This window comes from Pseudofrankia sp. EUN1h, from assembly GCF_001854645.1.
In the GTDB taxonomy this organism is placed as follows: Bacteria; Actinomycetota; Actinomycetes; order Frankiales; family Frankiaceae; genus Pseudofrankia; species Pseudofrankia saprophytica.
Map to the genome: position 1 here is coordinate 114,093 of NZ_MBLN01000003.1, position 25,063 is coordinate 139,155.

Genomic DNA, 25,063 nt, shown 5'->3' on the forward strand with positions numbered 1-25,063 from the left:
GACCAGACCTCGAACCCACGAGGAGGAGACATGACCTCAGAACTGAACCTCGACTGGCTGATCTCGGTCGACGACCACATCCTCGAGCCGCCACACGTGTGGATCGACCGCGTCCCCAGCAAGGACCGTGACCGCGCCCCGCACATGATCAACGAAAACGGCCTGGACTACTGGGTGTACGACGGCAAGAAGTACCCCAGCTCGGGACTGTCGGCGGTCGCCGGCAAGTCCAAGGAGGAGTTCAGCCCCGAGCCGCTGCCCTACAGCGAAATGCGGCCCGGCTGCTACGACCCGACCGAGCGGGTCAAGGACATGGACCGCGCCGGCATCCTCGCCTCGCTCTGCTTCCCGACGATCACCCGGTTCTGCGGCCAGCTGTTCATGGAGGCCTCCGACCAGGAGTTCGGCCTCGTCTGCCTCAAGGCCTACAACGACTGGATGATCGACGAGTGGTGCGCCGCCGCGCCCGGCCGCTACATCCCGCTCGCGCTCATCCCGCTGTGGGACCCGAAGCTCGCCGCCGCGGAGCTGGAGCGGACCGCCGCGAAGGGCGCGACCACGTTCGCGTTCTCGGAGAACCCGGAGCCGCTGGGCCTGCCCACCATCCATGACCCGTCTGGTTACTGGGACCCGGTCATGGCCGCGGCCAACGAGCTGCACATGGTCGCCTCCATGCACGTCGGCTCCTCCTCCCAGGTACCGAAGATCGCGAGCAACGCGCCGTTCCTCGCCAACCTCACCTGGGGCGCGATGCGCACCTCCGGCGCCATGCTCTCCTGGCTGTTCTCCGGCATGTTCCAGCGCTACCCCAACCTGAAGATCGCGCTGTCCGAGGGCGAGATCGGCTGGATGCCGTACTACCTGGAGCGGGCCGAGCAGGTCCTCGACAAGCAGCGCTACTGGGTCCAGCGCGGCGCGAAGTTCATGGACCACGGCGGCTCCACCGGCGTCGACCTGGACACCCTCGACGTGCGCGCCACCTTCCGCGACCACATCTACGGCTGCTTCATCGAGGACCACCACGGCATCGCCAGCCTCGCCGAGATCGGCGAGGACAACATCATGTGCGAGACCGACTACCCCCACTCCGACTCCACCTGGCCCAACTGCATCCAGACAGTCAAGAACGTCATCGGCCACCTGCCAGCCGAGACCCAGTACAAACTGCTGCGCGGCAACGCCGAACGCCTCTACCGGTTCACCGCGGCCGAGCCGCCCGTCCTGGCCGGAGCCTGAGCCGATGTCCGGATCCGCCCCCGCTCCCGCTGACTGGTCGGTCGCCGTCGACCGCGACCAGTGCATCGGCAGTGGGATCTGCATCGTCTATGCCCCGGACTTCTTCACCCACGACGACGAGGCCAAGGCAATGGTGATCGACGGTGCTGGCGACGCCGACCTGGGCGCCGTCCGCACCGCCGTGGAAGCCTGCCCGACCAGCGCGCTGGCGTTCCTGGCCGGCGACAAGAAAGAAGCGTGACCTGATGGGAAACCTGCTCGAAGGCAAGAGCGCCATCGTCACCGGTTCCGGCGGTGGCGTCGGCCGGGCCTCCGCCTTACGGTTCGCCGAGGAGGGCGCGCGGGTCGTCTGCGCCGACATCCGGCTGGAACCGGTCAAGGAGACGGTGAGCCTGATCGAGGCGGCCGGCGGGACGGCGATCGCCGTCGGCGCCGACGTGTCGAACGAGGACGACGTCGTGGCGATGATCGCCGCCGCCGTCGAGGCGTTCGGCCAGCTCGACATCCTGTTCAACAACGTCGGCATTCCGACGCCGCGACTGGGCACAAAGCTCGAGGACCACACCGCCGAGGACTTCCAGCGCCTCGTCGGCGTGAACTTCGGCGGCGTGTTCTTCGGTACCAAGCACGCGATGCTCCAGTTCAAGGCGCAGGGCGGCGGCGGCGTCATCCTCAACACCGGTTCGGTCGCCGGGCTGGTCGCCTGGGGTGGATCCGTGTACGGCGCGACGAAGGGCGCGGTGCACCAGCTCACGAAGGCCGCGGCCATCGAGGGCGCGCCGTTCAACATCCGGGCCAACGCGATCTGCCCGGCCGGCATGCCGTTCACCGGGTTCATGGCGGCCGGCGGCATGACGGTGACCGACGAGGCGACGCTGCGCCACGTCGCCGAGACGACCGGGGCCAACCACCCGCTCGGCCGGCCCATCACCGCCGAGGACTGCGCCGAGGCCGCCGTCTACCTGGTCAGTGACCGGGCCGCGAACGTCACCGGCGTGCTGCTGCCGGTCGACGGCGGCTACGTGGCGCGCTAGCCGCCACGCCACCCCACCGAAATCGGCGGACAATTCCATGACCGAGATAGCCACCCTCGACCGCGCGCGCATCCAGGAGCTCTTCGACCTGCGCGGCGCCTACCTCGCCCGTTCCGGCGGCGGCTACACCGACGACCCGAACCCGATCTGGAACCGGCTGCGGGAACAGGCGCCGGTGCATCCGGGCACCGTCCACGAGCTCACCGGCGTCGACGAACCGCTGATGTTCGCCGGTCTGCCCTTCCCGGACCGACCGCACTTCTCGGCCTTCACCTGGGCGGCCTGCGATGCCGCCTACCGGGACGCGGAGGTGTTCGCCTCCTCGCCCGAGCCGGTCGACGTCGCCGGCGGCCCGTCGGCCGTGCTCAACAGCATGCTGTCGATGGGTGGCACCGAGCACCGGCGCTACCGGGCGCTCGTGCAGCCGTCGTTCGTGCCGAACAGGGCGCAGTGGTGGATCCGCAACTGGATCGAGCAGACCGTCCAACTGCTGATCGACAGCTTCGCCGCCGACGGCCGGGCGGAGCTGAACGTCGACTTCTGCGCCGCGATCCCGGTGCTGACGATCACCAGCAGCTTCGGGGTGCCGGTTGACCAGGCCCTCGACATCCGGGCCGCGCTCCAGCACCCCGAAAAGATCATCGAGATCATCCGCCCGATCGTCGCGGCCCGCCGCGAGGCCCCGGGCGACGACCTGATCAGTGTGCTGACCCAGGCAGAGATGACCGACGAGAACGGCGTCCGCCACCGGCTGTCCGACGCCGAGATCTACTCGTTCTCACTGCTGCTGCTGGCCGCCGGCTCCGGCACGACGTGGAAGCAGATGGGCACGATGATCACCATTCTGCTCCAGCGGCCCGAGCTGCTGAAGGCCGTCCGCGAGGACCGGGCGCTGCTGCGGCCGGCGATCGAGGAGTCGCTACGCTGGCTGCCGACCGACCCGATGTTCTCCCGGTACGTGACCCGCGACGTCGACTTCCACGGCGTGCACCTGCCCGAGGGGGCGGTGCTGCACATCTGCCTCGGCGCCGCCAACCGGGACCCGGCCCGCTGGGACCGGCCCGACGAGTACGACGCCGGCCGGCCGCTCAAGCCGTCGTTCGCGTTCGGCGGCGGCGCGCACGTGTGCCTAGGCATGCATGTCGCCCGGGCCGAGATCCGCGTCGCCATCAACGCGCTCCTCGACCGGCTGCCGAACCTGCGCCTCGACCCCGACGCCGAGCCCCCGCGCTTCGTCGGCATGTACGAGCGCGGCGCGACGGCCATCCCCGTCCTGTTCGACTGACGCGGGCCGCACCACCGACCCGGGCCGCCCAGGCTCGGGCCGGTCGGCCTCGCCGGCCCGAGCCTGGGCGGCGCGGCCCGGCCGCCACGTCTCCCGACCTCCGGAGAACCCCGTGAGCGAACCGAACCCCGCAAGTGAACCGAACTACGTCAAGCCCGAGCTCACCCTGCTGGGGGCGGACCACATCCGCGCCTACCGGGAGACCGACGGCGAGACCGGCTACCTCTGGAACGGCGTCCCGACGCTGCTGCTGACCACGACTGGCCGGCGCACCGGCGAGGCCCGCACCTCGGCGCTGATCTTCGCCCGCGACGGCGACGACTTCCTCGTCGTCGCCTCCACCGGCGGGGCACCCAACCATCCCAAGTGGTACCTGAACCTCGAGGCGAACCCGGCCGTCGAGATCCAGGTCAAGGCCGAGCACATCAAGGTCGTCGCGCACCCGGCCACCCCGGAGGAGAAGCCCCGCCTCTGGAAGATCGTGACGGACGCCTGGCCGAACTACGACGTCTACCAGACGCGCACCGAACGCGTGATCCCGGTCGTGGTCCTGCGCCGCGCCTGAGCACCCGGTCGCGAATGCTCCGCCGCGCCGGCCCATCGGCGAACCCGCCGACGGTGACCGGCCGGGCGGCGCCAGAATGGCCGCCGGCCCGGCTCCTGGCCCCAGATCCCTGCCACCTCGCGCCCAAGGAGGAGACATGCTCCCGCAGGTCCCGACGGAGACCGCGCCTACACCGTGCGCGGCGCTCGGCCGCATTGGCCGCACCACCGCCCCCGAGGCCGCCTTATGAGCACGGTCGCGCCGCGGTTTCCCGACACCCTCGACGAGGCGCTCTCCCCCGCCTGGCTGACGGAGATCCTCAGCAAGCAGTACCCGAACATCCGGGTCCACGGGGCCAGTCGCGGCCCCATCGTCGCCCGGGTCGCGACCAATCTCCGCTTCGACGTCGACTGCGACGGCCTGGGCGAGGACCAGGCGCCGCTGAAGCTCTGCGTCAAGGGCTTCTTCACCCCGGCCGGCGAGCTCGTGCACGGCACCGGCGAGCACGAGGCGTACTTCTACCGGGATCTCGTCGACTCCACCGGGGTCCGCACGCTGAACGCCGTCTACGCCGACGTCCACCCGCAGCACGGCGGCGGCGTGATCATCACCCGGGACATCGTCGCCGAAGGCGCGACCTTCCTCGACGCGCTCGCCCCGTACACCCCCGACCAGGCAGCGGTCAGCCTCTCCCAGCTGGCCAAGCTGCACTCCTCGACCTGGAACGCCCCGGCGCTCGCCGACGTCGGCTGGCTCGCGCCCCGCCTCGATGGCCATCTGCGGCACCGCGGCTTCAAGGAGATCAACGGGAACTTCACCGGCCCGATCGGCGCCGGCGTCCCGGCAGAGGTCCGCGACGCCCAGCGGCTCGTCGACGCCTACCGGCGGTTCGCCGCCCTGGTCGCGGCCGCCGATCCGTGGTGCATCGTGCACGGCGACCCGCACGTCGGGAACGTCTACCTCGACGCGCGGGGCCGGCCGTCGTTCGTCGACTGGCAGCTCGCGCAGCGCGGCCCGTGGTGGGTCGACGTCGGCTACCACATCGCGTCCGCGCTGACCGTCGAGGACCGCCGCGGCCACGAACGCGACCTGCTCCAGCACTACCTCGACGAGTTGCGCGCCGGAGGCGTCGACGCCCCGTCGCTCGACGACGCCTGGACCGGCTATCGCCAGGGCATCGTCGAGGGCTTCTACCTCTGGGGGATCACTCTCAAGGTCAAGCCGGAGATCACCACCGTGCTGCTCGCCCGGATCGGCACCGCGGTCGCCGACCACGACTCCCTCACCGCCGTCCTCGACGCCGAGGGCTGACCGGTGCCGACAGCTCTGGTCACCGGCGCCAGCCGCGGCATCGGCAAGGCGATCGCCGTGCACCTGGCCAGGACCGGCTATGACGTCGCGGTCACCGCCCGGACCGTCAAGGAAGGCGAAGGGCGCGAGCACTCGTCGACCCTGCGTCGCTCCGACACCAGCCCCCTTCCCGGGTCGCTGTCCTCGACCGCCCTGCTCGTGGAGGCGGAGGGCACGCGGGCACTCACCGTCCCCGCCGACCTGACCGACCGTTCCTCGGTCTTCGCCGCCGCCGACGCCGTGCTGGCGGAATGGGGCCGCATCGACGTCCTGGTCAACAACGGCCGCTACATCGGCCCCGGCCACATGGACCACCTGGAGGAGACCCCGCTCGACCTGCTGGAGCTGCACCTCGAGGCGAACGTCATGGCTCCCCTGGCGCTCATCAAGAAGGTGCTGCCCGGCATGCTCGAGCGCGGGTCCGGCTGCATCGTGAACATCACCTCCGGCGCGGGTTACCACGACCCGCCGGCCGCCGCGGGCGCCGGCGGCTGGGGGCTTGGCTACGGCCTGAGCAAGGCGGCCCTGCATCGCGTGGCCGGCATCCTGCATCTGGAGACGGCCGGCCGCGGGGTGCGGGCCTTCAACGTCCAGCCCGGGTTCGTCGCCACCGAGCGGATGGCGCAGGACATGGGCACCTTCGGCTTCGACGCGTCCGGCGCCGCCCCGCCCGACGTGGTCGGCGCGGTCGTCGCCTGGCTGGTGGCCAATCCCGAGACCGCGGAGGCGGCCATGGAGGACGAGCCGGCCGTCTTCCGGTCGACCAGGGACGGCCGCACCATCGAGGCCCAGCAGGTCTGCCGTGACCTCGGCCTTCTGCCCGGATGGCCCAGCACACCGGCTGGTCCCTGAACCAGAAGGCCACGTTCCGTGCCCCGGTTCGCGGGCGCGTCGCACGCGGGCCGGGGTGCGGCCGGATCGATGGAGGTGGCCGGTGGGCGAGGCGGCGGTTGGGCTTCGGGTCGGATTTCACGCCGGGACGGACCTCGAACCCGCCCCTGCGCGACCACGCGGCCTCGAACCTGACCGCACCTCTTCGAACCTGGCCACACCCTGTTGATCACGACCTCACCCCGTTGATCTCGAGTCGCCGGGCGTAACGTCCCGCCTGCGCGCCAAGCGGCGCTTTCGGCACGTCAGCGCCGGATTCACGCGCAGACCCGGCATGGGCGGAAGCTCCCGGTCCAGCCACGCAGGTGGAGCGCGGCGGCCTGTCGGCGGGCGGCCTCGCAGGGGTTGGCGAGTACCAACGAGCCTGGGAGGTGGAGGATTTCAAGATGGTCGAGCTTGATGTCAAAATCGCGTAGCTGGCCCTTTGACCATGCCTCCTGGTGCCCATGAAACTTCCATCCGTCCAGCTCGACGACAAGCCGTTCATGCTCATAGAAGCCGTCAAACCTGTACCTGCCGCTCTGCCCCTGGAAGGGGACCTGCCGAGCCGGCTCCGGCAAGCCGTGGCGCCGACACAGCCGCGCATGCCGCATCTCCAGCAATGAGTGCGCACCATCGGCCGCTAGCAGGCAGCATTCTCGCAGTAGTTTGCGATGCCGGGCATGACTACGGCGTTCCAGTGCCTGATTCAGCTGAGCGCCGGTCGTAATGCGGCTACGCACCGCCTTCGCGACCAGTTCACAGACGGCCTCCAAGTCGTCGAACTGCTCGGCGAGGTCAAGAACTGTGCGCTCGACAGAGGTACGCGGCGGCCCATCGGAGCGATAGATGTCCCCACCCGTCAACGGCCGGCGGGTGCGGTGGATATCGACTCCTTCAGCCGCGGTAAGCTTCATTGGCCCGGTGACGAGCACATGGATGATGCGGGGCGGCTCGTCCTGGAGACCCCAGCTGTGCGCCGCGCTCTCCCGGCAGAGAACCGCCTCAGGCCCGGCATACAGAAGCGCGGCCCACAACCGGGTCTCAGCCGTCAACGGCCCGTTGTAGGCGGCATAGACCCTCGGGTACACCCGCTGCCACCGTTGCGCCGCCACCTGCGCCCTCACCCGGTAGTCAGGTATACCGTGCCGTTTCGCCTGCTCGACAGTGAATGCCGCCGCCTGTGCGCGGACGAGGGCACCCCACCGCGCGTTTTCCCAGTCTCGAAGCTCGATCTGCATGCGCCAACTCTGCCCCGATACCGGCTCCGGCTCTATCCGCGCTCGCGGGACCCGACTTGACACGAACCGTGGCAGCTCACCCAGCCAATAGGCTCACCCATCCAACACACATCGATAGCAGTGCGGCGGAGTGTGTTGGATGGGGGAGTCTATTGGCTCGTTCAACTGACACGATTCCGGTTTGGAAGGTGGGACGGTCGGAGGAGGGATGCAGAGGGTGTGCGGTGCGGCCCAGGCAATCACACCGGCGGGCTGCAATGGGCCGGCAGGAGCCGACTCAGCCGTGTGGGGACAGTCACCGTACGTACTTGGCGTGGTGGGCGAGCCACCGAGTGGAACTCGTGGAGGCACGACGATGGGGCACCACGCTGCCCCMGCCCATGAAGGCCCCTCCGCGGGAGCCGGCTATCACCGGGTACCCGGCCGGCTGGGCTTGGACGGGACCGGACGTCAGGCGGGCTGGATGAAGCTGGCTGGGACGCGGGGGCGCATCGCCTCTGGAACGGCGGGTTCGGCGGCAAGGACGCGCATGAGGAGAGCCAGCAACTGCTCCTGCTCGGCCGGCGAGAGCACACCCAGCGAGCGCGGCGGGACGGTGAGGATCTCGAGGGCCTGGGCCAGGACCTGATGGCCCTGCTCCGTTATCGCGACGGTCTTGGCCCGCCGGTCGGTCGGGTGCGGCTCGCGGCGGGCGACGCCGCGGCGCTCCATGACGTCCACCACGCTGGTCAGGTACGACGGGTCGTGCCGAAACGTCTCGATCAGCTCGCGCATGGGGCGCGGCCCGGACGCCAGCACCATGAGGATCTTCATCGCCGCCGGAGTTAGGTCTACCGCCTGGCAGACGTCATGCATCCGGGTATGCGCCTCGCCGCCCATGGTCAGCGCCAGCATGGCGCGCCAGGTCTCCCGGGCGAGCGTCGTCTCCCGAGTGAGCGCCGCCTCCCCGCCAGTCTGCCCAGCGGCCTCGATCATGTCTTGATGGTAGCGGCTGCCGCCACGATCCGGTCATTGTTGCAACAATATGTTTGACACCACTCAACGATCGACCCCATGCTGGGCGACGACAGCATCGTTCCGTCCCGTCCGCTCGCCGGAGGGGCCGCGTCCGTGGTCCTCCCAGGTCGGCGCAACCGACCGAGGGTGATCGGCGGCGCGACCGACCTCCCCGCGTCTGCCGCTCTCTTCCCGGGAGATCATCGTGCCCGACCAACCCACCGAGGCCCCGCCGCCGGCCAACACCGCGCCAGGACCGGACACGGACAAGCTCGACCCGGCCCTGCTTCGCCTCGCCGGCACCGTCATGCTCGGCGCGATCATGGTGATCCTCGACACCACGATCGTCTCGGTGGCCATCCACGACCTTGGTAGCGAGTTCGACACGTCGCTGTCCACGATCTCCTGGGTCACCACGGGCTATCTGCTCGCGCTGGCGGTGGTCATCCCGCTGGCCGGCTGGGCGGTCGAACGGTTCGGCGCCTTCAGAATGTGGAACATCTCGCTGGCCCTGTTCGTGATCGGCAGCGCGCTGTGCGGCCTGGCCTGGTCGGCGCCGGTGCTGGTCCTCTTCCGGGTGCTACAGGGCCTCGGCGGCGGCATGATCATGCCAATCTGTATGACCCTGCTCGCCCAGGCAGCCGGCCCGCAGCGCATGGGCCGGGTGATGAGCATCATCGGCGTCCCGACGCTGATCGCCCCGGTGCTCGGCCCCGTCATCGGCGGTCTGATCGTCGACAACCTGAGCTGGCGCTGGATCTTCTACGTGAACCTGCCGATCGGCGTTCTCGCGCTGTTCCTGTCCTGGCGGGTGCTGGAGCGCAGCGACCACGGGGCATCGCACCACCGGCTTGACGTCCCCGGGCTCGCCCTGATCTCACCTGGGCTCGCGGCACTCGTCTACGGCCTGTCCGAGGCCGGCAACAGCGGCGGCTTCGGCGCGACGAAGGTGCAGGTCGCGATCCCGCTCGGCGTCGTCCTGCTCGCCGGGTTCGTCGTGCACGCCGTGCGCCGGGYCGACCCGCTGCTCGACATGAAGATGTTCCGCAACCGGTCGTTCAGCGTCGCGAGCATCGCCACTTTCGTCATCGGCGCCATGCTGTTCGGCGCGATGTTCCTGCTGCCCCTGTACTACCAGGTCGCCCGTGGGCAGAGCGCGATGGCCGCCGGCCTGCTGCTCGCGCCTCAGGGCCTCGGCGCGATGATCGCCATGCCGCTCRCAGGGAAGATCTCCGACCGCCGAGGGCCCGGCTACGTCGTCCCCGTCGGCATGGCGGTGACGCTGCTCGGCACCCTGGTGTTCACCCAGGTCGACGCGCACACCAACGAGGTCGTGCTGGCGCTGTCCCTGTTCGTGCGCGGCCTCGGTTTCGGCGCGGCGATGATGCCGGCGATGGGCGCCGCGTACCAGACGCTCGCGCCGACGGATGTGCCCAAGGCGTCCACGACGCTGAACATCCTGCAGCGGGTCGGCGGCTCGCTCGCGACCGCGCTGGTCGCCGTCGAACTGCAGCGCGGCATCGCCAGCCGGCTGCCGAGCCTCGCCGGCGGGGATGGGGCGCTCGCCGCGTCGTCCGCGCAGAAGCTGCCCGAGGCCATCGCCGACAAGGTGGGTGCCGCCTTCGGCGCGACCTTCTGGTGGATCATCGGCCTGTCCGCCGTCGGCTTCGTCTCCAGCCTCCTCCTGCCACGCCATCCCGCGAGGCCCGCCCACGGCGCGGCCACCCCCGACGCCGCGGCCACCGAGCCAAGCGCGCCCGCCCGTCAGGTGGTCGCGGTCGACTAGTTCGGCCCCGACTTCGGCACGCAGTTCTGCACCCAGTTCCACGTGGCCGGTCTCGAGGCCCGCTGACCGGTCCCGGGCCGAGCCCGGGACCGGCTCCGGGCCGGCCGCATCAGGAGAATCCCCAGCCGTCATCGCCGGCTGGGGATTTCTCGTTGTCCCCGGATCCGGCGGCGACGCCCGACCGGATACGCTTTTTCCGATCTCGGCTGGGGTAGGTCGATAGCGCACGGATTGTCCCTGGGCCGCGGCTGGCGCGCCGGTCCGCACGTGACCTGCCGCGAGGAGGACCCATGTCGACAGATGAGACCGAGACATCACCCGGTTCCCGTCCCAGCTCGGCGACGACCACCGGCGCCCTGCCCAGACCGAAGGCGCCCCCCGCCCCCCGCCCCAGCGTGGTGGCACCCGCGGGTTCGCAGCGGTGGTTCAGCGCGCCCCGCTATCTCGTCCTGTGCCTTCTCGGCGTCGCCATGCTGGGCTCGCTCGGCGGCTGGATCGCGATGGTCCTGATGGACAAGGCGGTGCCCGACGGGTTCCCGGTCGTCATCGGCACCGTCATAGGCGGCCTCGTGGGCATCGCCGCCACGGACAGATCCTCCTGAGCGCCGGCGGCCCAGGGGCCCGGCCCGCGGACTACGCACCCCGCATCGGCCCGCTCCCCGCCTGGGCGGCGCACCCCGCCGGCCGTCCCCGGTAGACGTACCGGAGTCCGGGCCGGGACCGGGCCGGCTGGGGCGGCTGGGGCGGCTGGGGCGGCTGGGGCGGCTGGGGCGGCGTGATCGGCTCGGTCGCGCGGTTTTCGGCGCGGTCGGCGGTCCGCGGGTGTGCGACGATGGCGACGTGCCCGTCCGTCTTGTCCTGTGGGATATCGACCAGACGCTGATCGACACACGAGGCATGGGACGGCTCGTCTACGAGCGGGTTTTCAGCCGGATCACCGGGGTGGCGCTGCGGGAGCTGGCCGCGCTGCAGCACGGCAACACGGAGCTGGACACCGTCCACAGCACCCTTACGAGCCACGGGCTGGTCCCCTCGGAGGAGCTGGTGTACGACATGCTCGCGGCGTTGGCCGAGGGGTTCGGCGCGGCGCGCGCCGAGCTCGCCGAGCGCGGGCGGGTGCTGCCCGGCGCCCTGGAGGCGCTCACCGCCCTGACGGGTCTGTCCACCGTCCGCCAGAGCGTGCTGACCGGCAACACCCGCGCCGTCGCCGAGATCAAGGTCCGGGCATTCGGGCTGGACCCCTACGTCGACCTCCGGCTCGGCGCCTACGGCGACGACCATCGTGACCGGCCGGCCCTCGTCGCGTTCGCCCGCGACCGGGCGGCCACCCACTTCGGCCGCTCGCTCGACCCGCCCGAGATCCTGCTGGTCGGCGACACGCCGAACGACGTCACCGCCGCGCTCACCACCGGCGCCCAGATCGTCGCCGTCGCCAGCGGCGCCTTCTCCGTCCAGGAACTCAGGGACGCCGGCGCGCCGACCGTCCTTGCGACGCTCGCCGAGCTGCTCCCGCTCGCTCCCACCCTGTTCGGCGCGGGTGACGAGGTAGCGGCCGCTGACGAGGTACCCGCCGGTTAGTCGGGGAGATCGGCCTCCTGGGCGCCTGCGCCCGGCGGGCGGTCGAGAAGCTCGGCCAGGTGCAGGCTGTCCGTGCCGGCGAGCTGAGCCAGCTGGGTCCGGCAGGAGAAGCCGTCGGCCAGGACGACGCTGCCCGGGGCGGCCGCGCGGACGGCCGGGAGCAGGGCGGTCTCGGCGACGGCGACGGACACGTCGTAGTGGCCCTTCTCGACACCGAAGTTGCCGGCGAGGCCGCAGCAGCCGCCCACGGCCCTGACCTCGGCGCCGGCGGCGGCGAGCAGGGCCGCGTCGGGAGCCCAGTCGAGGATGGCGTGGTGGTGGCAGTGCGGCTGGGCCACCGCCTGGACGCCGTCGAGGCGTGGCGGGGTCCAGCCGGGAGTGGCGGACAGCAGTTCGGCCAGGGTTCGGGTCGCCTCGGCGACCCGGGTGGCGCGGGGGTCGTCCGGGAGGAGTTCCACGAGGTCGCGGCGCAGCACGGCGGTGCAGGACGGTTCCAGGCCGATGACCGGGATGCCGGCGTCGACGGTTGGGGCGAGCGCGTCGACGGTGCGGCGGAGCTTCCGCCGAGCGGTGTCGAGCTGCCCGGTGGAGATCCAGGTCAGGCCGCAGCAGACCGGTCGGTCGGGAATGCGGACCTCGTAGCCGGCCGATTCCAGCACCCGCACCGCCGCCTGGCCGATCTCGGGGCTGAAGTGCTCGGTGAACGTGTCGACCCACAGAACCACCGGTTCGCGCGCGCCCGCCCCTGCCACGCCCGCATCGCCGGTCGGGGCAGGCGCGGAGGCGGAGGCTGCGGAGGCGTCCGGGCCGGGACGCTGGGCGAACCATCGGCGGAAGGTCTGGGTGGCGAACTCGGGAAGGTCGCGGCGCTGGTCGATGCCGCCGAGGCGTTTGGCCAGCCGGGCCGTGACCGGGCGGCGCAGCGTCGCGTTCGCCAGGCGAGGCGCGCGGGCTGCCGCGCGGGCGGCCCGTGGCAGCCAGCCGAGGCTGTAGTGGGACGCCGGCCGCGGCCGGTGGCGGTACTTCTGGTAGAGCGCCTCGGCCTTGTAGGTGGCCATGTCGACGCCGGTCGGGCAGTCGGTGGCGCAACCCCGGCACGACAGGCACAGGTCGAGGGACTCCTCGACCTCCTTCGACCGGAACCCCCGCACCAGGGTGCCGTTCGCGACCTCCTGCAGCACCCGCGCCCGTCCACGGGTGGAGTCCTTCTCGTCCCGGGTGGCGAGGAACGACGGGCACATGACGCCGCCGACCGCGGTGTTGTCCGCGCGGCAGCGGCCCATGCCAACGCAACGGTGTAGCGCCGTCGTCAGGTCGCCGCCGTCCTCCGGGTAGGCGAAGGCCAGGCCGCGCCGCAGCGGCCGAGCCTGCGGAACGCGCAGGTCGGCGTCGAGCGGCCGCGGGTCGACGAGGATCCCCGGGTTGAGGACGTTGTCCGGGTCGAAGGCGTGCTTGACAGCCCCGAAGGCGGCGATCGCCGCCGGGGAGTACATGTAGCCGAGCAGCTCGCCGCGCGCGCGGCCGTCGCCGTGCTCGCCGGACACCGATCCGCCGTGCCGCGCGACGAGCTGCGCTCCGGCGACCATGAACTCCCGGAACGGCTTCGGGTCGCGGCCGTAGGCGAACGGAAAGTCGATCCGGGCGTGCACGCAGCCGTCGCCGAAATGCCCGTACATCAGCCCGTCCAGCCGGTGCTCGGCCAGAAGCGCAGCGAACTCCCGCAGGTAGGTCCCGAGCCGGTCGGGCGGGACGGCCGCGTCCTCCCAGCCCGGCCAGGCGGGTGCCCCGGCCGGGGTGCGCCCGCCAAGCCCGGCCCCGTCCTCGCGGATCCGCCACAGCGCGCGGGCCGCCGGGCCGGTGACCACGGCCGACTCCAGGCAGCCGGCGTCCGCGGCGAGCCGGCGGGCGGCGTCGACCGCCTCCGCCTGGGTGGCACCCGCGGTCTCGACGAACAGCCAGCCACCTCCGCGCGGCAGATCGGGCACGGCCGCCGGGCCACGGCGGGTGCGAACCACCTCGACCAGCCGCGCGTCTATCCCCTCCAGCGCGACCGGCGCGTGCGGCCGCAGGGCGCCGGTCGCCTCCGCCGCGGTGGGCATGTCCTCGTAGCCGAGCACGGCGAGCGCGACCGCCACCGGCGCCTCGACCAGCCGGACCGTGGCCTCGACGACCATCCCGAGGGTGCCCTCGGTTCCGACGAGGAACCGGGCGAGGTCGGCTCCGTTCTCCGGGAGCAGGTGCTCCAGCGAGTAACCGGACACCTGGCGGGTGAACCGGCCGAACTCGGTGCGGATCGACCCGAGGTTGGCGGTCACGACCTGGTCGAGGGCCTTGCCGATCGGCCCGGCGCCGCCGAGACCCTCGCGGCCGAAGGCCCGGGCCGTGAGCCGGTCGCCGCCAGCCGTCAGCAGGTCGAGCGTGACGACGTTGTCGGCGGTACGGCCGTAGCGCATCGCCCGCGCGCCGCAGGCGTTGTTGCCGATCGCGCCGCCGATCGTCGCGCGGGCGTGCGTCGACGGGTCCGGGCCGAACCGCAGCCGGTCCGCCGCAGCGGCCGCGGTGATCTCGTCGAGGATCGCGCCCGGCTGGACGCGCGCCGTCCTGGTCTCCGGGTCGACGGCGAGCACCCGGTTCAGGTGCCGGGAGAAGTCCAGGACAAGCCCCGAGCCGACCGCGTTGCCCACGATCGACGTACCTCCGCCGCGCGCGGTCAGCGGCACCCCGGCCGCGCGGGCCGCCGCCAGCGCCGCCGCGACCTCGTCGGCATCGTGCGGGAACACCACCGCCGCGGGCACGACCCGGTAGTTCGACGCGTCCGACGAGTACTCGGCCCGCCGCCGCGCCGAGACGTCGACCTCCCGAATCCCGGCCCGCGCCAACGCCGCCGTCAACGCCCTCGGATCGTCCACCCACCCATCCTGGCCCATCGGCTCCGGTGCCGCGCCGCAGGTGGTGGGACCGGGCCGGATGCGGGCATCAGGCACCGACACCGGTCCATCAGGTACCGACGCCGATCCAACGCACCGGCTACGGACCGGCCGGGCCGGCCGGGCCGGACCCGTGCTGGCTCCGCTGGTGGTACTCGTCGAGGACGGGGGCCAGGTAGTCGGCGACCGGGCCGCCGAGGGTGGCCAGGTCGCCGGGTATGGAGACGAAGGCGATCTGGTCGAGCTCCGGGTCGTGGCCGCGCGCCCGCTCGGTCCGGACCAGGGACGCGTACTGGTCGCGCAGCGACGTGACGGGCCTGGGCGGGGCGCGGAACAGGACGCCGACGTCGCTCTGGGAGCTGAGCATGAGGCACTGGAGACCGAGGTCCGCGGGCGCCGCTTCGGTTCCGGTCTCCTCCCACAGTTCCCGGGCCGCGAGCGAGCGAAGGCCATCGACGTCCAGGGGATCGTCCTCGGCCTTCGGTGGCTCACCCGTACCGCTTGGCAGCTGCCAGCGGCCGGGAGCGGACGTCCACGACGCCATCCGCCCGACCAGCAGCCGGCCGTCGTCCGTCGGCTGTAGGACGCTGACGTACAGGTGTGGAAGCCAGCAGGTGGCGCCGGGAACCCCGCGCGGCACGTAGCGCCGGTACGTGGTCCGGACCCAGGCGAGCACCAGGCTGTCGGGACCCTCCCACCCGAGCCCGCCGGACGCGGCCACCGGCCCGTCGAACATGCTCGGCTTGGCCTGGACGGCGTCGTCCCAGGCGCGATCGGTGAGCTCCTGCTCGTCGGCCGACAGTCGCGGCGCCTCGACCTCGACCAGCCGGAGCCGCCCGGCCGTCAGAAGCATGGTCCCGTCCGGCACCGCCAGCCAGTCCGTCACCGGATCAGACTCGCACAGCCGACGCTCAGTCAGCGCCGGTGTCACCGTCCGGACCGGCCGCCTGGGCCGCGGCGACCACCTGGGCGAGGAAATCCGCGATGTGCCGCTCGGAGGCGGCCTTGGAGATGCCCAGATCGCCGAGCAGCGGCTTGCCTTCCTCCAGGTCCTCCAACTCGAGCAGGGCGAGCAGGATGTGCTCGGTGCCGATGTAGTTGTGGCCGAGGCGCAGCGCCTCGCGGAAGGTCAGCGTCAGCGCCTTCTTGGCCCGACCGTCGAACGGGATGAGCTTCACCGGGGCGCCCGTTCCCCCGGCCGGTGTCGGCTCGACACGTGACGGCAGCGCCGCCGTGGCGGCGGCGCGGACCGCGTCCAGCGAGACGCCGGACGCGACGATCACCTTCGCGGCGATGGCCGCCGGTTCGGCCAGCAGGCCGAGCACGAGGTGCGCCGGAATGATCTGGTCGTTGCCGGCCGCGATCGCCTCGTTCTGGGAGGCGATCACGACGTTGCGGGCCCGCGGGGTGTAGCGGGCGAAGCCCTGGTTCGGGTCGAGGTCCGACGGTTCGCCGGGGTCCTTCGGCACGAAGCGCTTCTGCGCGGCCTGCTTGCTGACACCCATGCTCCGGCCGATCTCCGTCCAGGAGGCGCCGGAACGGCGCGCCTGGTCGACGAAGTGCCCGATCAGGTGGTCAGCGACGTCGCCGAGGTGATCGGCCGCGATAACCGCGTCGGTGAGTTGGTCGAGGGGGCTCGAGTGCACCTTCTTGATCGTCTCGATCAGATCGTCGAGCCGCACAGGAGCCGTCATCTGCACTGGTTCCGCCATGCGTCAACTGTAGGTTGACGATGCTGGATCGTCAACTCAAGGTTGACGCCACCAGGCCACCAGGCCACCAGGCCACCTGCCACCTGCCACGGGCCTTCACACCCCCACAGGGGCGGCACGCAATGGATCCATGGATATGGACGCGGAACGCAAAGATGCCGGTCGGTCGGCGCGGTACGGGGGGATCCGCGCCGGCCCGGCCGGCATGCACTCGATAGTGCCCTAATGCAACGGAAGTGTCGATACCTGTACCGTGGCGGGTTGTCACCTTCGGTAACGGCAATCCGAGGGCCCAGGTCAGGTGTGATGCGAGCCCGCGGCGCGGCAGCCACGAGACGCAGGTCACTCTCCAACCGCGACTGCCCTTCTACGCGAGGTCACCAGGACGACCGCGGGCCGCCCCGACTCGGTGGTCGGCGGCGGGCGCGAGGATCATGGGGCTATGGCTACTCCCCCCACGAAGCTCGACGGACCCACTGACAGCTACGAGCGAACCCGGCCCCGGTACCCGGTCGAGCTGTTCGCTCACGCCGTCACGCTGCTGCCAGCGGGTGCCCGGCCGACGGTTGTGGACGTGGGCGCGGGGACCGGGATCGCCCTGGAGGCGCTGCTCCCACAGCTTTCCGCCGACGCGGAGGTGCATGCGGTCGACGTGTCCGGCGACATGATCAACATTGGTAGAGAGAAGTTCCCCCAGGTGGCGTGGGAACAGGGCAAGGCCGAGGAGTTCCTCGATCGGTTCACCGGCATCGACTTCGTCGTGTCCGCCCAGTCGTACCAGTGGATGGACCGGCCGGCATTCCTGTCCGCCGCCGCGCGAGCGCTGCGGCCCGGCGGGGTGTGCATGGTCGTCCAGAACAGTCTCGACTACCAGGTCGGAGGGCTCGCCGCGGAGTACGAGAACCTTCTCGAGGAAATCTCGCCCTTCCATAGCCGTAGCCGCGCCTTTAAGCCCATCGATGTCGAGACGGAGCTGTCGGCTCACTTCGACGAGGTGGAACGTCGGGCGACGGAGTGGCGACAGCCGCTCACGATCAACGAGTTCGTCGCCATGAGCTCCTCGTCGACGCAGGGCCAACGCGCCATCGCCGCCGCCGGGCCGCTCTTTCTCCGTCAGGTTCGCGCGCTGTGCGCCAAGCACGTGAAGGACGGCCGCGTCCAGCTCCCTTACGTGACCGAGGCCTTCTACGGCAAGGGCCGCGCCTGACGGGTCCGTATCAGCCCGGCCTGGCCCGTGCGTGCCGGGGCTGACAGCCGGGTCGGACGCCCGCCGGTCCACCCGAAACCAGGAGAATTGGCGGAGAGTGGCCGGTGTTCGTGGGTGCGCCGATCAAACGACGGTCACGGCCGGCAGTGCGCGCGACCAGTGTGAACCGCGGTGAGCGGTATCCACAGGATGCCGGACGTGACTACTCACCCAGTACTTTGTGTGGTAACACCTCTTTGTCAGCGATTCCGCCGGACTGTCCGGACAGCGCCGGCCCGACGAGCTCTGCCAGGTAGCCAACACTCGAGAGGCGATCGGCATTCGCGTCGGTCGCGTGGCCGCGTCATTCCGCCGTCCGCGACGAGCCATCCGGGCTGAGATGTCAGCTCACCGCGCTCGCCACCACCTCCGGTGGGATCCCGCGCCCAGCACCGAGGCGTCTGTGCCATGCCTTACTGGGAGGGCCCATGCGTCCCGGCTTTCACCGCCGTCCCCGCCGCCCGGCCGCGTGAAGCGGCCCGTGGCGACGGCCACGCCACGCACCGCGCGACGCGGCCAACCCGATCCCGCCGAGCTGGCGACCGGCCGAGGAGGCACCCGCGGGTCGTCGCGGGCCGCGCGAGGCGTGAGCGACCGCAGGTACTGGGACGCCCGGGCGGGCCGCGACAACGGCGCCGGTGAGGTCGCCGGCGCCGTCGGCCTCGGCCCGGCCGGCACTGGCCGCCGGACAGGCGATGGCAAGCCAAGCGGTGGCCTGCCAAGCGGTGGCCTGACCGGCAAGGGACCGACGGGGAGCGGCGGGGAGCGAGGCCGCCGCGCACGGGCCGGTGGCCGCGTGCTCGCCGGCTGGTCCGATGTGGCCGAGATCCTGCGTGGGCTGGCCGCGCTCGCGTCGCTCGTCGCGCTCCTGGTCGTCGTCCCCGTCGTGCTGTGGGCCTGGCGCGCCAACCCGCTGCCCATGGCGGGCCAGCCATACGCCGGTTGGGATGTCGTCGCCGCGGTGAGCTGGCTGCTGTGGGCCTGGCTCGTCGTCTGTGTCGGCTTCGAGATCGCGGCCCAGCGCGGCCGGGCTGCCGGGCGGGATCGGGTTGCCTGGCCTGGCGGGTCCAGCGGAGGGGCCGGAGCCGATGAGCGGTCCGTGCCCGGCGCGCCGGCCAGCAGGCCTCGCGGCACGCATCGCGGTCCGAGCGACGGACCAGCCGGTGGGCCGGCGCCGGCCGGCGCGGCCGCGCGAGCCGCCGACGCGGCACCGGGCGGGCGGCGGCCCGCGCCGACACCTGCGCCACGGATCGTCCGACGGGGCACCGCCCGCCTCGTCACCACCGCCGGCGTCGTGGTCGCGGCGATGATGTCCGGCCGCGCCGCGCTCGCCGCCACGGCGCCAGACCCGCGCCCGGCCACCGTCGCGACCGCGACCGCAGGCCCAGCCGACACCACCATCCCCACGAACCACGACGCCGACAGCCCGGCCGGCCCCGACAGCCCCGCCGCCGCCGGCGCCGGCGGGAGCGCCACCGGTCAGGCCGACGCGGACGACCCGAACGATCCCCATGGCGCGGACGCCTCGGGCGTCGCCGGGAGCGACGGGCCGCCGGCCGCGCTGGTCCCCACGGCCGAAAGTCATACCGTCCAGCGGGGCGAGTCGCTCTGGTCGATCGTCGAGGACGGCTACCCCGACGCGGTCCTCGCTCAGCTGCCCACCGCCGTCGACACCGTCTTCGCCGCCAACGACGGCGCGGCCGATCCCGCTGGTCACCGCCTCGCCGACCCGGATCTGATCAACCCGGGCATGCGGCTCGCGCTGCCGGCCCTCGACGCGGCCGGGCACGCCGTGCCGGCTCCCGCGGCAGGGTCACCCGCCGCCGGCGGCGCTCCGGCTCCTGGCGGCGGTGCTTCGGCTCCGAGCGGTGGAGGCACTTCGGCGCCTCCCGGGGGCGCGCCCGCGGGAGAAACACCGCGGCTGCCGGCGGCGGCGCCCACAGCGCCGTCGGGGGGCACGCAGCCACCGCGCGCCCCGGCACCACAGGCGACGGCGCCGGAAAGCGCGCCGGCAGCGCCGGGCGCGCCGCCGCCTACGACACCCGCGGCGGGACCGTCAGCCGCCGCCGGCCCTCCGGCTCCCGGGCAGGCGACGGCGAGCGCCTCGCCGGCCGGTCCTGGTGCGCCCTCACCCGGGGCGGACGGCGGACGCCAGAGCGCCGGAACCGGCACGCCGGCCAACAGCCGGCCGGGAAGCGACGGGACGACGGGGCGCGCCGGGCCTGGACGGAGCGCGCCGGACGTCCCGAAATGGCAGACCGAGACGTGGGTGGTCGCCGGCGGCCTGCTCGGCGCCGCGTCCGTCGCCTCGGTCTCCTCCTCCCGGCGCCGCCGTCGGGAGGAGGAGGCAGCGGACACGATCTCGGTGGCCGGCTCCGACGGCCCTTACCCGGACGGCGGGCCGATCTCGGTGGAGGTGCTGCGGCCGGCCACCCCTCCCCCATCGCCACCCACCGTCGCGGCGGATGCCGACGCCGTCCGCCGCCACAAGGTCGTGCGGGCCGCGCTCCTTCTGGGTGAGCAACACCTGCGGTCCGGCAATCCCGACGCCGCCCTGGCCGCCACACAGCGTGGTCTCGCCGTCCATCCCGCGCATCCCGACCTGTTCGCGCTGCGGATGCGTGCCTACGCGGCAGCCGGCGATCACGTCGCGGTGACCGGCGAGTACGGCGCCTTTCTCTTCGCCGAACAGGCAAGCCCGTCGTGGACCGGCGAGACCAACCGGGGTCTGGAGAGTCTCTACTGGTCGCTGCGCCAGGAGCTGGAACCACCCGTCGGCTCCTGAACGAGCCGCGGGCGGACGGCCCGTCAGGCGGCGGCGGAGGCGACGGAGCGGAGCGAGGCGAGGGCGGAACTCCAGGCGACGACCTGGTCGAGCATCGTGCGCAGAGCGGCCAGGTCCTCGTCGCTGGCCTCGAAGCCGACGGAGGGTTCAAACGCGGCGGAGGGTTCGAAGGCGGCGGAGCGCCCGACATCGACCGTCGACGACAGCACGACCCGCTCACGGACATCGGCCATCATCAGCTCACCGGCGATCAGCCGCAGCCGTTCGACGGCCTGGACGTCCACATCGCCATACGACACGAACCCGACGGCCTTGTTGCTCCATTCCGTATGCACGCGATCGATATCCAGGCGGTCGATCGCGCCCTCGAACATTCTGGAGGTGCCGCGACCGCTGCCCGAGGCGACCATGACAAAACCGTCGAAAGACGCGATCTTGGCCGCCCACGCCGACGCGCGGTCGTGCTGGCAAGGGCCGGCCGATGACGGCGGCGCCGCGGCCGGCGCAGGCGGCGGGTAGTCGCCAGGGTCGACCAGTTCGAACTCGGCGTCATCGCGGCGCGAGGCCACCCCGCAGACCCAGGTCGCCACCTGCTCGCCGACCCGCCGTGGCCGCTCCGAACCCAGGATGACGCCGATCCTGATCGGCGCGGGTTCTCCTGATCGGCGCGGCCCCGTCAGCGCGGTACCGGTACCGGTGGCGGTGGCGGTCAGGGCTTGCGGACCAGCTGGTGGTCGGGGCGGCTCGGGATCGGCCCGAATCGGGCCTTGTTCCGACCGCGGCAGCGATGGAAGCAGCCGGTAGCCGCGGTAGATGAGGAAGGCGGCCAGGGGAAGCTCGACGAAACCTGCGAGCGCGGCCGACACCCAGACATCGGATGTGCCGACATCAAACGAGATGTCGAACCAGGCGTCACAGATGAGCAGGACAGCGGTGGCCGGCCCGGTCAGGAAAACAGCACGGTGGCGTCGCCAGCCGAGCACGGCCGTGGCCGCCATCGCCGCGATGAGCATCGCGTCGAAGCCCACCCACGCGGCACGCCACTGGTGGACCTCACGGTTCGCCGGCAGCGTCACGGCGAGAAGGATCGTCCACGGAACGAGGCTGGCGGCGCAGACCGCGAGAAGCTCCAGCGTGCGGCGGGACCGCGGCCCCATGGGGGCGGCCGGCGCGGCGCGGCGGGATGATCGGGGCGTCGCCGCCCGGGGCGTCGCCGCTCCGGCCGACGAGCCGCTTGACAGGTCAGGAACGACGCCGGCCTCGAGCAGAGCGCGCAGCCTCCCGGCCCGCCCGACGGCCCGCCCGACGAGCCCGGACACAACTCGTTCGATCTTGCCGTCGCCGCGGGCAGCCATGGTCGCCTCCTGGGCCGGGCCGTTGTCACACTGACGAGTACACGTCCGCCGACAGTCGACAACAATTGGAAACCGTCGCCTCGTTCTGACCGGTGCCGCCTGTCGCGGAGCTCACCCATCGCCAGCGCCGACCTGGTGACGGCGAGCGACGACACAAGTGGATCTTGAAGTGGCCACGGCGATGGCCACGGTGGACGACGCGGGCGGATCCGGGCCACCTGCGGCGGCACCGGATACCTGGCTTGGAGAGGCGGAAACGTGGGTGAGTTCGACGGTCTGACCCGTCCGGATCAGGTCGGTCCGTTACTGGCCGAGACGGTGGGCGACGACAGGTGGCGCACGATCGAGCCCCGGCTGATCGCGGGCGGGAAGTCGAACCTGACGTTCGAACTGGTGAGCCCGGCGGGGTCGGTCGTGCTACGGCGGCCCCCGTCGGGGCACATCCTGCGGGGCGCGCACGACATGGGCCGGGAGGCGCGGGTGCAGGCCGCACTCGCCGGCACGGACGTCCCGGTCGCGCGCGTCCTGCTCGTCCGCGACGAGTCCGGMCCGCTGGGCGTGCCGTTCTACGTGATGGAGAAGGTCGAGGGGCACGCGATCCGCGACGTGCTCCCGCCCGGTTACGCCGAGGACGACACCAGCAGGGCGGCGATCGCGAACGCGCTGGTCGACACGCTCGCGGCACTGCACGCGGTCGACCCGATCGCGGTCGGGCTGGGCGACTACGGGCGGCACTCCGGGTTCATGGCCAGGCAGGTGCGGACCTGGACGCGCCAGTGGGAGGCCGCGAAGACCCGCGACGTGCCGGTGATGGACGAGCTCGGACGCCGGCTGGCGGCGCACCCGTTCGCCGAGCCCACCCGCCCGTCCATCGTGCACGGCGACTACCGCCTCGACAACGTGCTCATGCACCCCGCGGACCCGAGCACGATCAGCGCGGTGCTGGACTGGGAGCTCTCCACGCTCGGCGACCCGCTGGCCGACCTGGGGATGCTCCTCTTCTACTGGACTGAGCCCGGGGAACAGTCACCGCTGCTGATCCCGGCGGTCGTCGCAAAACCTGGCTTCCCGGGCCGGGCCGCCCTCGTCGAGCGCTACGCGTCCCGCAGCGGCGCGGACCTGGCGGACCTCGGCGCCTACCTCGCCTTCGCTCACTTCAAGTTCGCCGCGATCGCGCAGGGTGTCGCCGCCCGGGTGGCCGCCGGCGTGATGGCCGGCCAGGACTTCGGCGACCTGTCCGACGCGCCCGAACGGATCGCCCGGGACGGCCTCGACCGCTGGAAAGGATGAACCTGCGCGCCGATGCGGCGATCATCCCGGGAGGGCCCGCACCGGTCGCCCGGGAGGGCGACGCCTGAACCGCCGAGAAAGGTTCGACCGCCGAGAAGGTTCGACTGCTGGGAAGGACGGGAGACGGCCATGGACTTCGAGCTGTCGGCCCAGGCGCACGACGCCTGCGAGCGGATGTGGGACTTCATGCGGGCGGAGGTGTTCCCGGCCGAGCCGGTGTGGCACGCCTGGCTGCGTGAGCATGGTGAGCACGCATACCCGCCGGTGATGGAGGACCTGAAGGCGTCGGCGCGCAAACGCGGCCTGTGGAACCTCTTCCTGCCAGCGTGGTCGGGCCTGTCGAACGTGGACTACGCGTCGGTGGCGGAGATCTCCGGCTGGTCGCCGGTAATCGCCCCGGAGGCGATCAACTGCCAGGCACCCGATACCGGCAACATGGAGACCCTGGAGCTTTTCGGCACGCCCGAGCAGAAGGACCGGTGGCTGGAGCCGCTGAAGGAGGGGCGGATCCGGTCGGCATTCGCGATGACCGAGCCCGCCGTCGCGTCGTCGGACGCGACGAATATCCGGACGTCGATCCTCCGCAACGGCGACGAGTACGTCATCAACGGACGCAAGTGGTTCATTACCGGGGTCGCGGACGAACGATGCGAAATCCTCATCGTGATGGGCCAGACCGATCCGGACGCCGACCCGCACCGACGGCAGTCGATGATCCTGGTGCCGCTGGCCACCCCGGGGGTCACCGTCGTGCGCCACCTGCCTGTGTTCGGCTTCCAGGACCAGCATGGCCATTCCGAGATCGTGTTCGAGGATGTCCGGGTGCCGGCCTCGAACCTGCTCTCGGGCGAGGGCCGGGGGTTCGCGATCTCGCAGGCGCGTCTCGGCCCCGGGCGCATCCACCACGCGATGCGGGCGATCGGGATGGCCGAACGGGCGCTCGCGCTGATGGTCGAGCGGGCCAAGAGCAGGACGGCGTTCGGCGGGCCGCTCTCCGACCAGGGCGTGGTCCGGGACCTGATCGCCCAGTCGCGGATCGAGATCGACCAGGTGCGGCTGTACGTGCTCAAGACGGCCTGGCTGATCGACCGGCACGGCGCCCGGGGTGCCGCCACGGAGATCTCCGGGATCAAGGTCGCCGCGCCGGCGGTGGCGACCGCGGTCATCGACCGGGCGATCGAGGTCCATGGCGCCGCCGGCGTCAGCGACGACACCCCGCTGGCCCATTTCTACGCCTCGGCGCGCGCCCTGCGCATCGTCGACGGCCCGGACGCGGTCCACCGCCGCACCATCGCCCGCCGCGAGCTGCGCGCCGACCGCCCCTACCTCGGCTGACGTCCGCGCCGAGCCGGTCAGTCGGCGGAGCCGGGGTGGGTGCGGATCCACTCGTCGATGAGGCAGGTCGCCAGCCAGTGGCCGCTGGCCACGGCCATATGCCGCGCGGACACGCCGCTTCCGCCCTCGGCCCGCCGGCGTGGGTCAGCCCCGCGGGCAAGAAGGTACGCCGTCATGTCGACATGAAGTGGTTCACCGGTCAACGAGTGCGCGTCCAACTCCATGTCTATCGCGCGGTGCAGGAGCGTAAGCCCGTCGCGTTCCTCGTGAATGTCGGCGCCGGCGTCCAGGAGGTCTCGAAGGGCGGGCAGGTCCTCCATCTCCACCGCGCGGTGCGTGGGAGTCAAGTCGTCGAGCATGCCGCTTACTCCTGAACCTTGCACCAGAGCCCACGAGCCCCTTCCTGGTGACGTGCCTCGACCGGGCACGGCTACAGATCGATGACCCTATCCGGGCCTCAGGAGCGACGTTCCGCCTGGTAGGCCGGATACGG

21 protein-coding genes are annotated in these 25,063 nt (G+C 71.9%); 14 read left to right on the forward strand and 7 right to left on the reverse strand.

Annotated elements, in window-relative coordinates; translation table 11 throughout:
- The first annotated feature begins 30 nt into the window (after positions 1–30).
- The 7 genes from BCD49_RS03665 (at position 31) to BCD49_RS03695 (ending at position 6,301) form a co-directional block, all read left to right on the forward strand.
- Positions 31–1,236 (forward strand): amidohydrolase family protein, encoded by a 1,206-nt coding sequence (locus BCD49_RS03665; RefSeq protein ID WP_007517565.1) that lies wholly within the window; start codon positions 31–33, stop codon positions 1,234–1,236.
- A gap of 4 nt (positions 1,237–1,240) precedes the next feature.
- A complete protein-coding gene (locus BCD49_RS03670; RefSeq protein WP_007517563.1) occupies positions 1,241–1,477 on the forward strand; it encodes a ferredoxin in 237 nt (78 codons plus the stop codon).
- A 4-nt stretch (positions 1,478–1,481) separates the two neighbouring features.
- Positions 1,482–2,270 (forward strand): SDR family NAD(P)-dependent oxidoreductase, encoded by a 789-nt coding sequence (locus BCD49_RS03675; RefSeq protein WP_007517561.1) that lies wholly within the window; start codon positions 1,482–1,484, stop codon positions 2,268–2,270.
- A gap of 37 nt (positions 2,271–2,307) precedes the next feature.
- Positions 2,308–3,555, forward strand: a complete 1,248-nt coding sequence (locus BCD49_RS03680; RefSeq protein ID WP_007517559.1) for a cytochrome P450 — start codon at positions 2,308–2,310, stop codon at positions 3,553–3,555.
- Between the two features lie 112 nt (positions 3,556–3,667).
- Positions 3,668–4,120 (forward strand): nitroreductase family deazaflavin-dependent oxidoreductase, encoded by a 453-nt coding sequence (locus tag BCD49_RS03685; RefSeq protein WP_007517557.1) that lies wholly within the window; start codon positions 3,668–3,670, stop codon positions 4,118–4,120.
- Positions 4,121–4,345: 225 nt separating this feature from the next.
- On the forward strand, positions 4,346–5,410 hold the full coding sequence (locus tag BCD49_RS03690) for a phosphotransferase family protein (protein ID WP_007517554.1): 1,065 nt from the start codon (positions 4,346–4,348) through the stop codon (positions 5,408–5,410).
- 3 nt (positions 5,411–5,413) lie between these two features.
- The gene (locus tag BCD49_RS03695; protein WP_007517553.1) at positions 5,414–6,301 is read left to right on the forward strand and encodes an SDR family NAD(P)-dependent oxidoreductase; all 888 of its coding nucleotides are present in this window, start codon (positions 5,414–5,416) and stop codon (positions 6,299–6,301) included.
- Between the two features lie 296 nt (positions 6,302–6,597).
- Here the strand turns inward: BCD49_RS03695 and BCD49_RS03700 are convergent, their stop codons facing one another.
- On the reverse strand, positions 6,598–7,560 hold the full coding sequence (locus BCD49_RS03700) for a hypothetical protein (protein WP_007517551.1): 963 nt from the start codon (positions 7,558–7,560) through the stop codon (positions 6,598–6,600).
- 450 nt (positions 7,561–8,010) lie between these two features.
- On the reverse strand, positions 8,011–8,535 hold the full coding sequence (locus BCD49_RS03705; protein ID WP_007517549.1) for a MarR family winged helix-turn-helix transcriptional regulator: 525 nt from the start codon (positions 8,533–8,535) through the stop codon (positions 8,011–8,013).
- A 226-nt stretch (positions 8,536–8,761) separates the two neighbouring features.
- Between BCD49_RS03705 and BCD49_RS03710 the strand changes: the two genes are divergently transcribed.
- The 3 genes from BCD49_RS03710 to BCD49_RS03720 all read left to right on the forward strand — a co-directional run bounded on the left by BCD49_RS03710 (position 8,762) and on the right by BCD49_RS03720 (position 11,920).
- A complete protein-coding gene (locus BCD49_RS03710; protein ID WP_071041118.1) occupies positions 8,762–10,342 on the forward strand; it encodes a DHA2 family efflux MFS transporter permease subunit in 1,581 nt (526 codons plus the stop codon).
- Positions 10,343–10,632: 290 nt separating this feature from the next.
- Complete coding sequence (locus BCD49_RS03715) at positions 10,633–10,944, forward strand: hypothetical protein (RefSeq protein WP_007517547.1); 312 nt, start codon at positions 10,633–10,635, stop codon at positions 10,942–10,944.
- 238 nt (positions 10,945–11,182) lie between these two features.
- Positions 11,183–11,920, forward strand: a complete 738-nt coding sequence (locus tag BCD49_RS03720) for an HAD family hydrolase (RefSeq protein WP_051467154.1) — start codon at positions 11,183–11,185, stop codon at positions 11,918–11,920.
- On the opposite strand, the gene BCD49_RS03725 is transcribed toward BCD49_RS03720, so the two are convergent.
- The 3 genes from BCD49_RS03725 to BCD49_RS03735 form a co-directional block, all read right to left on the reverse strand.
- Entirely contained in the window at positions 11,917–14,829 is a 2,913-nt protein-coding gene (locus BCD49_RS03725) for an FAD-linked oxidase C-terminal domain-containing protein (RefSeq protein WP_007517543.1), read from the reverse strand. The genes BCD49_RS03720 and BCD49_RS03725 overlap by 4 nt on opposite strands.
- A gap of 118 nt (positions 14,830–14,947) precedes the next feature.
- On the reverse strand, positions 14,948–15,733 hold the full coding sequence (locus tag BCD49_RS03730) for an NUDIX hydrolase (protein WP_007517541.1): 786 nt from the start codon (positions 15,731–15,733) through the stop codon (positions 14,948–14,950).
- A 25-nt stretch (positions 15,734–15,758) separates the two neighbouring features.
- Positions 15,759–16,541, reverse strand: a complete 783-nt coding sequence (locus BCD49_RS03735; RefSeq protein ID WP_007517540.1) for a Clp protease N-terminal domain-containing protein — start codon at positions 16,539–16,541, stop codon at positions 15,759–15,761.
- Between the two features lie 460 nt (positions 16,542–17,001).
- On the opposite strand from BCD49_RS03735, the gene BCD49_RS03740 reads away from it, so the two are divergent.
- Both BCD49_RS03740 and BCD49_RS03745 read left to right on the forward strand, forming a co-directional pair.
- Positions 17,002–17,766, forward strand: coding sequence for a class I SAM-dependent methyltransferase (locus BCD49_RS03740; RefSeq protein ID WP_007517538.1), 765 nt, complete (start codon positions 17,002–17,004; stop codon positions 17,764–17,766).
- Positions 17,767–18,391: 625 nt separating this feature from the next.
- Positions 18,392–20,590, forward strand: a complete 2,199-nt coding sequence (locus tag BCD49_RS03745; RefSeq protein ID WP_131803360.1) for a hypothetical protein — start codon at positions 18,392–18,394, stop codon at positions 20,588–20,590.
- Between the two features lie 23 nt (positions 20,591–20,613).
- On the opposite strand, the gene BCD49_RS43960 is transcribed toward BCD49_RS03745, so the two are convergent.
- The gene (locus tag BCD49_RS43960) at positions 20,614–21,945 is read right to left on the reverse strand and encodes an NAD(P)H-dependent oxidoreductase (protein WP_007509666.1); all 1,332 of its coding nucleotides are present in this window, start codon (positions 21,943–21,945) and stop codon (positions 20,614–20,616) included.
- A 258-nt stretch (positions 21,946–22,203) separates the two neighbouring features.
- Between BCD49_RS43960 and BCD49_RS03760 the strand changes: the two genes are divergently transcribed.
- Both BCD49_RS03760 and BCD49_RS03765 read left to right on the forward strand, forming a co-directional pair.
- Positions 22,204–23,235 carry a phosphotransferase family protein gene (locus tag BCD49_RS03760; RefSeq protein WP_007509665.1) on the forward strand — a complete coding sequence of 344 codons (1,032 nt, stop codon included), beginning with the start codon at positions 22,204–22,206 and terminating at the stop codon, positions 23,233–23,235.
- A 129-nt stretch (positions 23,236–23,364) separates the two neighbouring features.
- Positions 23,365–24,570, forward strand: coding sequence for an acyl-CoA dehydrogenase family protein (locus tag BCD49_RS03765; RefSeq protein WP_007509663.1), 1,206 nt, complete (start codon positions 23,365–23,367; stop codon positions 24,568–24,570).
- Positions 24,571–24,587: 17 nt separating this feature from the next.
- On the opposite strand, the gene BCD49_RS03770 is transcribed toward BCD49_RS03765, so the two are convergent.
- Positions 24,588–24,929, reverse strand: coding sequence for an ankyrin repeat domain-containing protein (locus BCD49_RS03770; protein ID WP_007509661.1), 342 nt, complete (start codon positions 24,927–24,929; stop codon positions 24,588–24,590).
- Positions 24,930–25,063 lie beyond the last annotated feature (134 nt).

Excerpts from the sequence above, each read along its gene's own strand:
- BCD49_RS03770 (WP_007509661.1), bottom strand. The coding sequence starts at position 24,929 with ATGCTCGACGACTTGACTCCCACGCACCGCGCGGTGGAGATGGAGGAC.
- BCD49_RS03665 (WP_007517565.1), top strand. The coding sequence starts at position 31 with ATGACCTCAGAACTGAACCTCGACTGGCTGATCTCGGTCGACGACCAC.
- BCD49_RS03690 (WP_007517554.1), top strand. The coding sequence starts at position 4,346 with ATGAGCACGGTCGCGCCGCGGTTTCCCGACACCCTCGACGAGGCGCTC.
- BCD49_RS03680 (WP_007517559.1), top strand. The coding sequence starts at position 2,308 with ATGACCGAGATAGCCACCCTCGACCGCGCGCGCATCCAGGAGCTCTTC.
- BCD49_RS03675 (WP_007517561.1), top strand. The coding sequence starts at position 1,482 with ATGGGAAACCTGCTCGAAGGCAAGAGCGCCATCGTCACCGGTTCCGGC.
- BCD49_RS03700 (WP_007517551.1), bottom strand. The coding sequence starts at position 7,560 with ATGCAGATCGAGCTTCGAGACTGGGAAAACGCGCGGTGGGGTGCCCTC.
- BCD49_RS03715 (WP_007517547.1), top strand. The coding sequence starts at position 10,633 with ATGTCGACAGATGAGACCGAGACATCACCCGGTTCCCGTCCCAGCTCG.
- BCD49_RS03735 (WP_007517540.1), bottom strand. The coding sequence starts at position 16,541 with ATGACGGCTCCTGTGCGGCTCGACGATCTGATCGAGACGATCAAGAAG.
- BCD49_RS43960 (WP_007509666.1), bottom strand. The coding sequence starts at position 21,945 with ATGGCTGCCCGCGGCGACGGCAAGATCGAACGAGTTGTGTCCGGGCTC.
- BCD49_RS03705 (WP_007517549.1), bottom strand. The coding sequence starts at position 8,535 with ATGATCGAGGCCGCTGGGCAGACTGGCGGGGAGGCGGCGCTCACTCGG.
- BCD49_RS03765 (WP_007509663.1), top strand. The coding sequence starts at position 23,365 with ATGGACTTCGAGCTGTCGGCCCAGGCGCACGACGCCTGCGAGCGGATG.
- BCD49_RS03670 (WP_007517563.1), top strand. The coding sequence starts at position 1,241 with ATGTCCGGATCCGCCCCCGCTCCCGCTGACTGGTCGGTCGCCGTCGAC.
- BCD49_RS03740 (WP_007517538.1), top strand. The coding sequence starts at position 17,002 with ATGGCTACTCCCCCCACGAAGCTCGACGGACCCACTGACAGCTACGAG.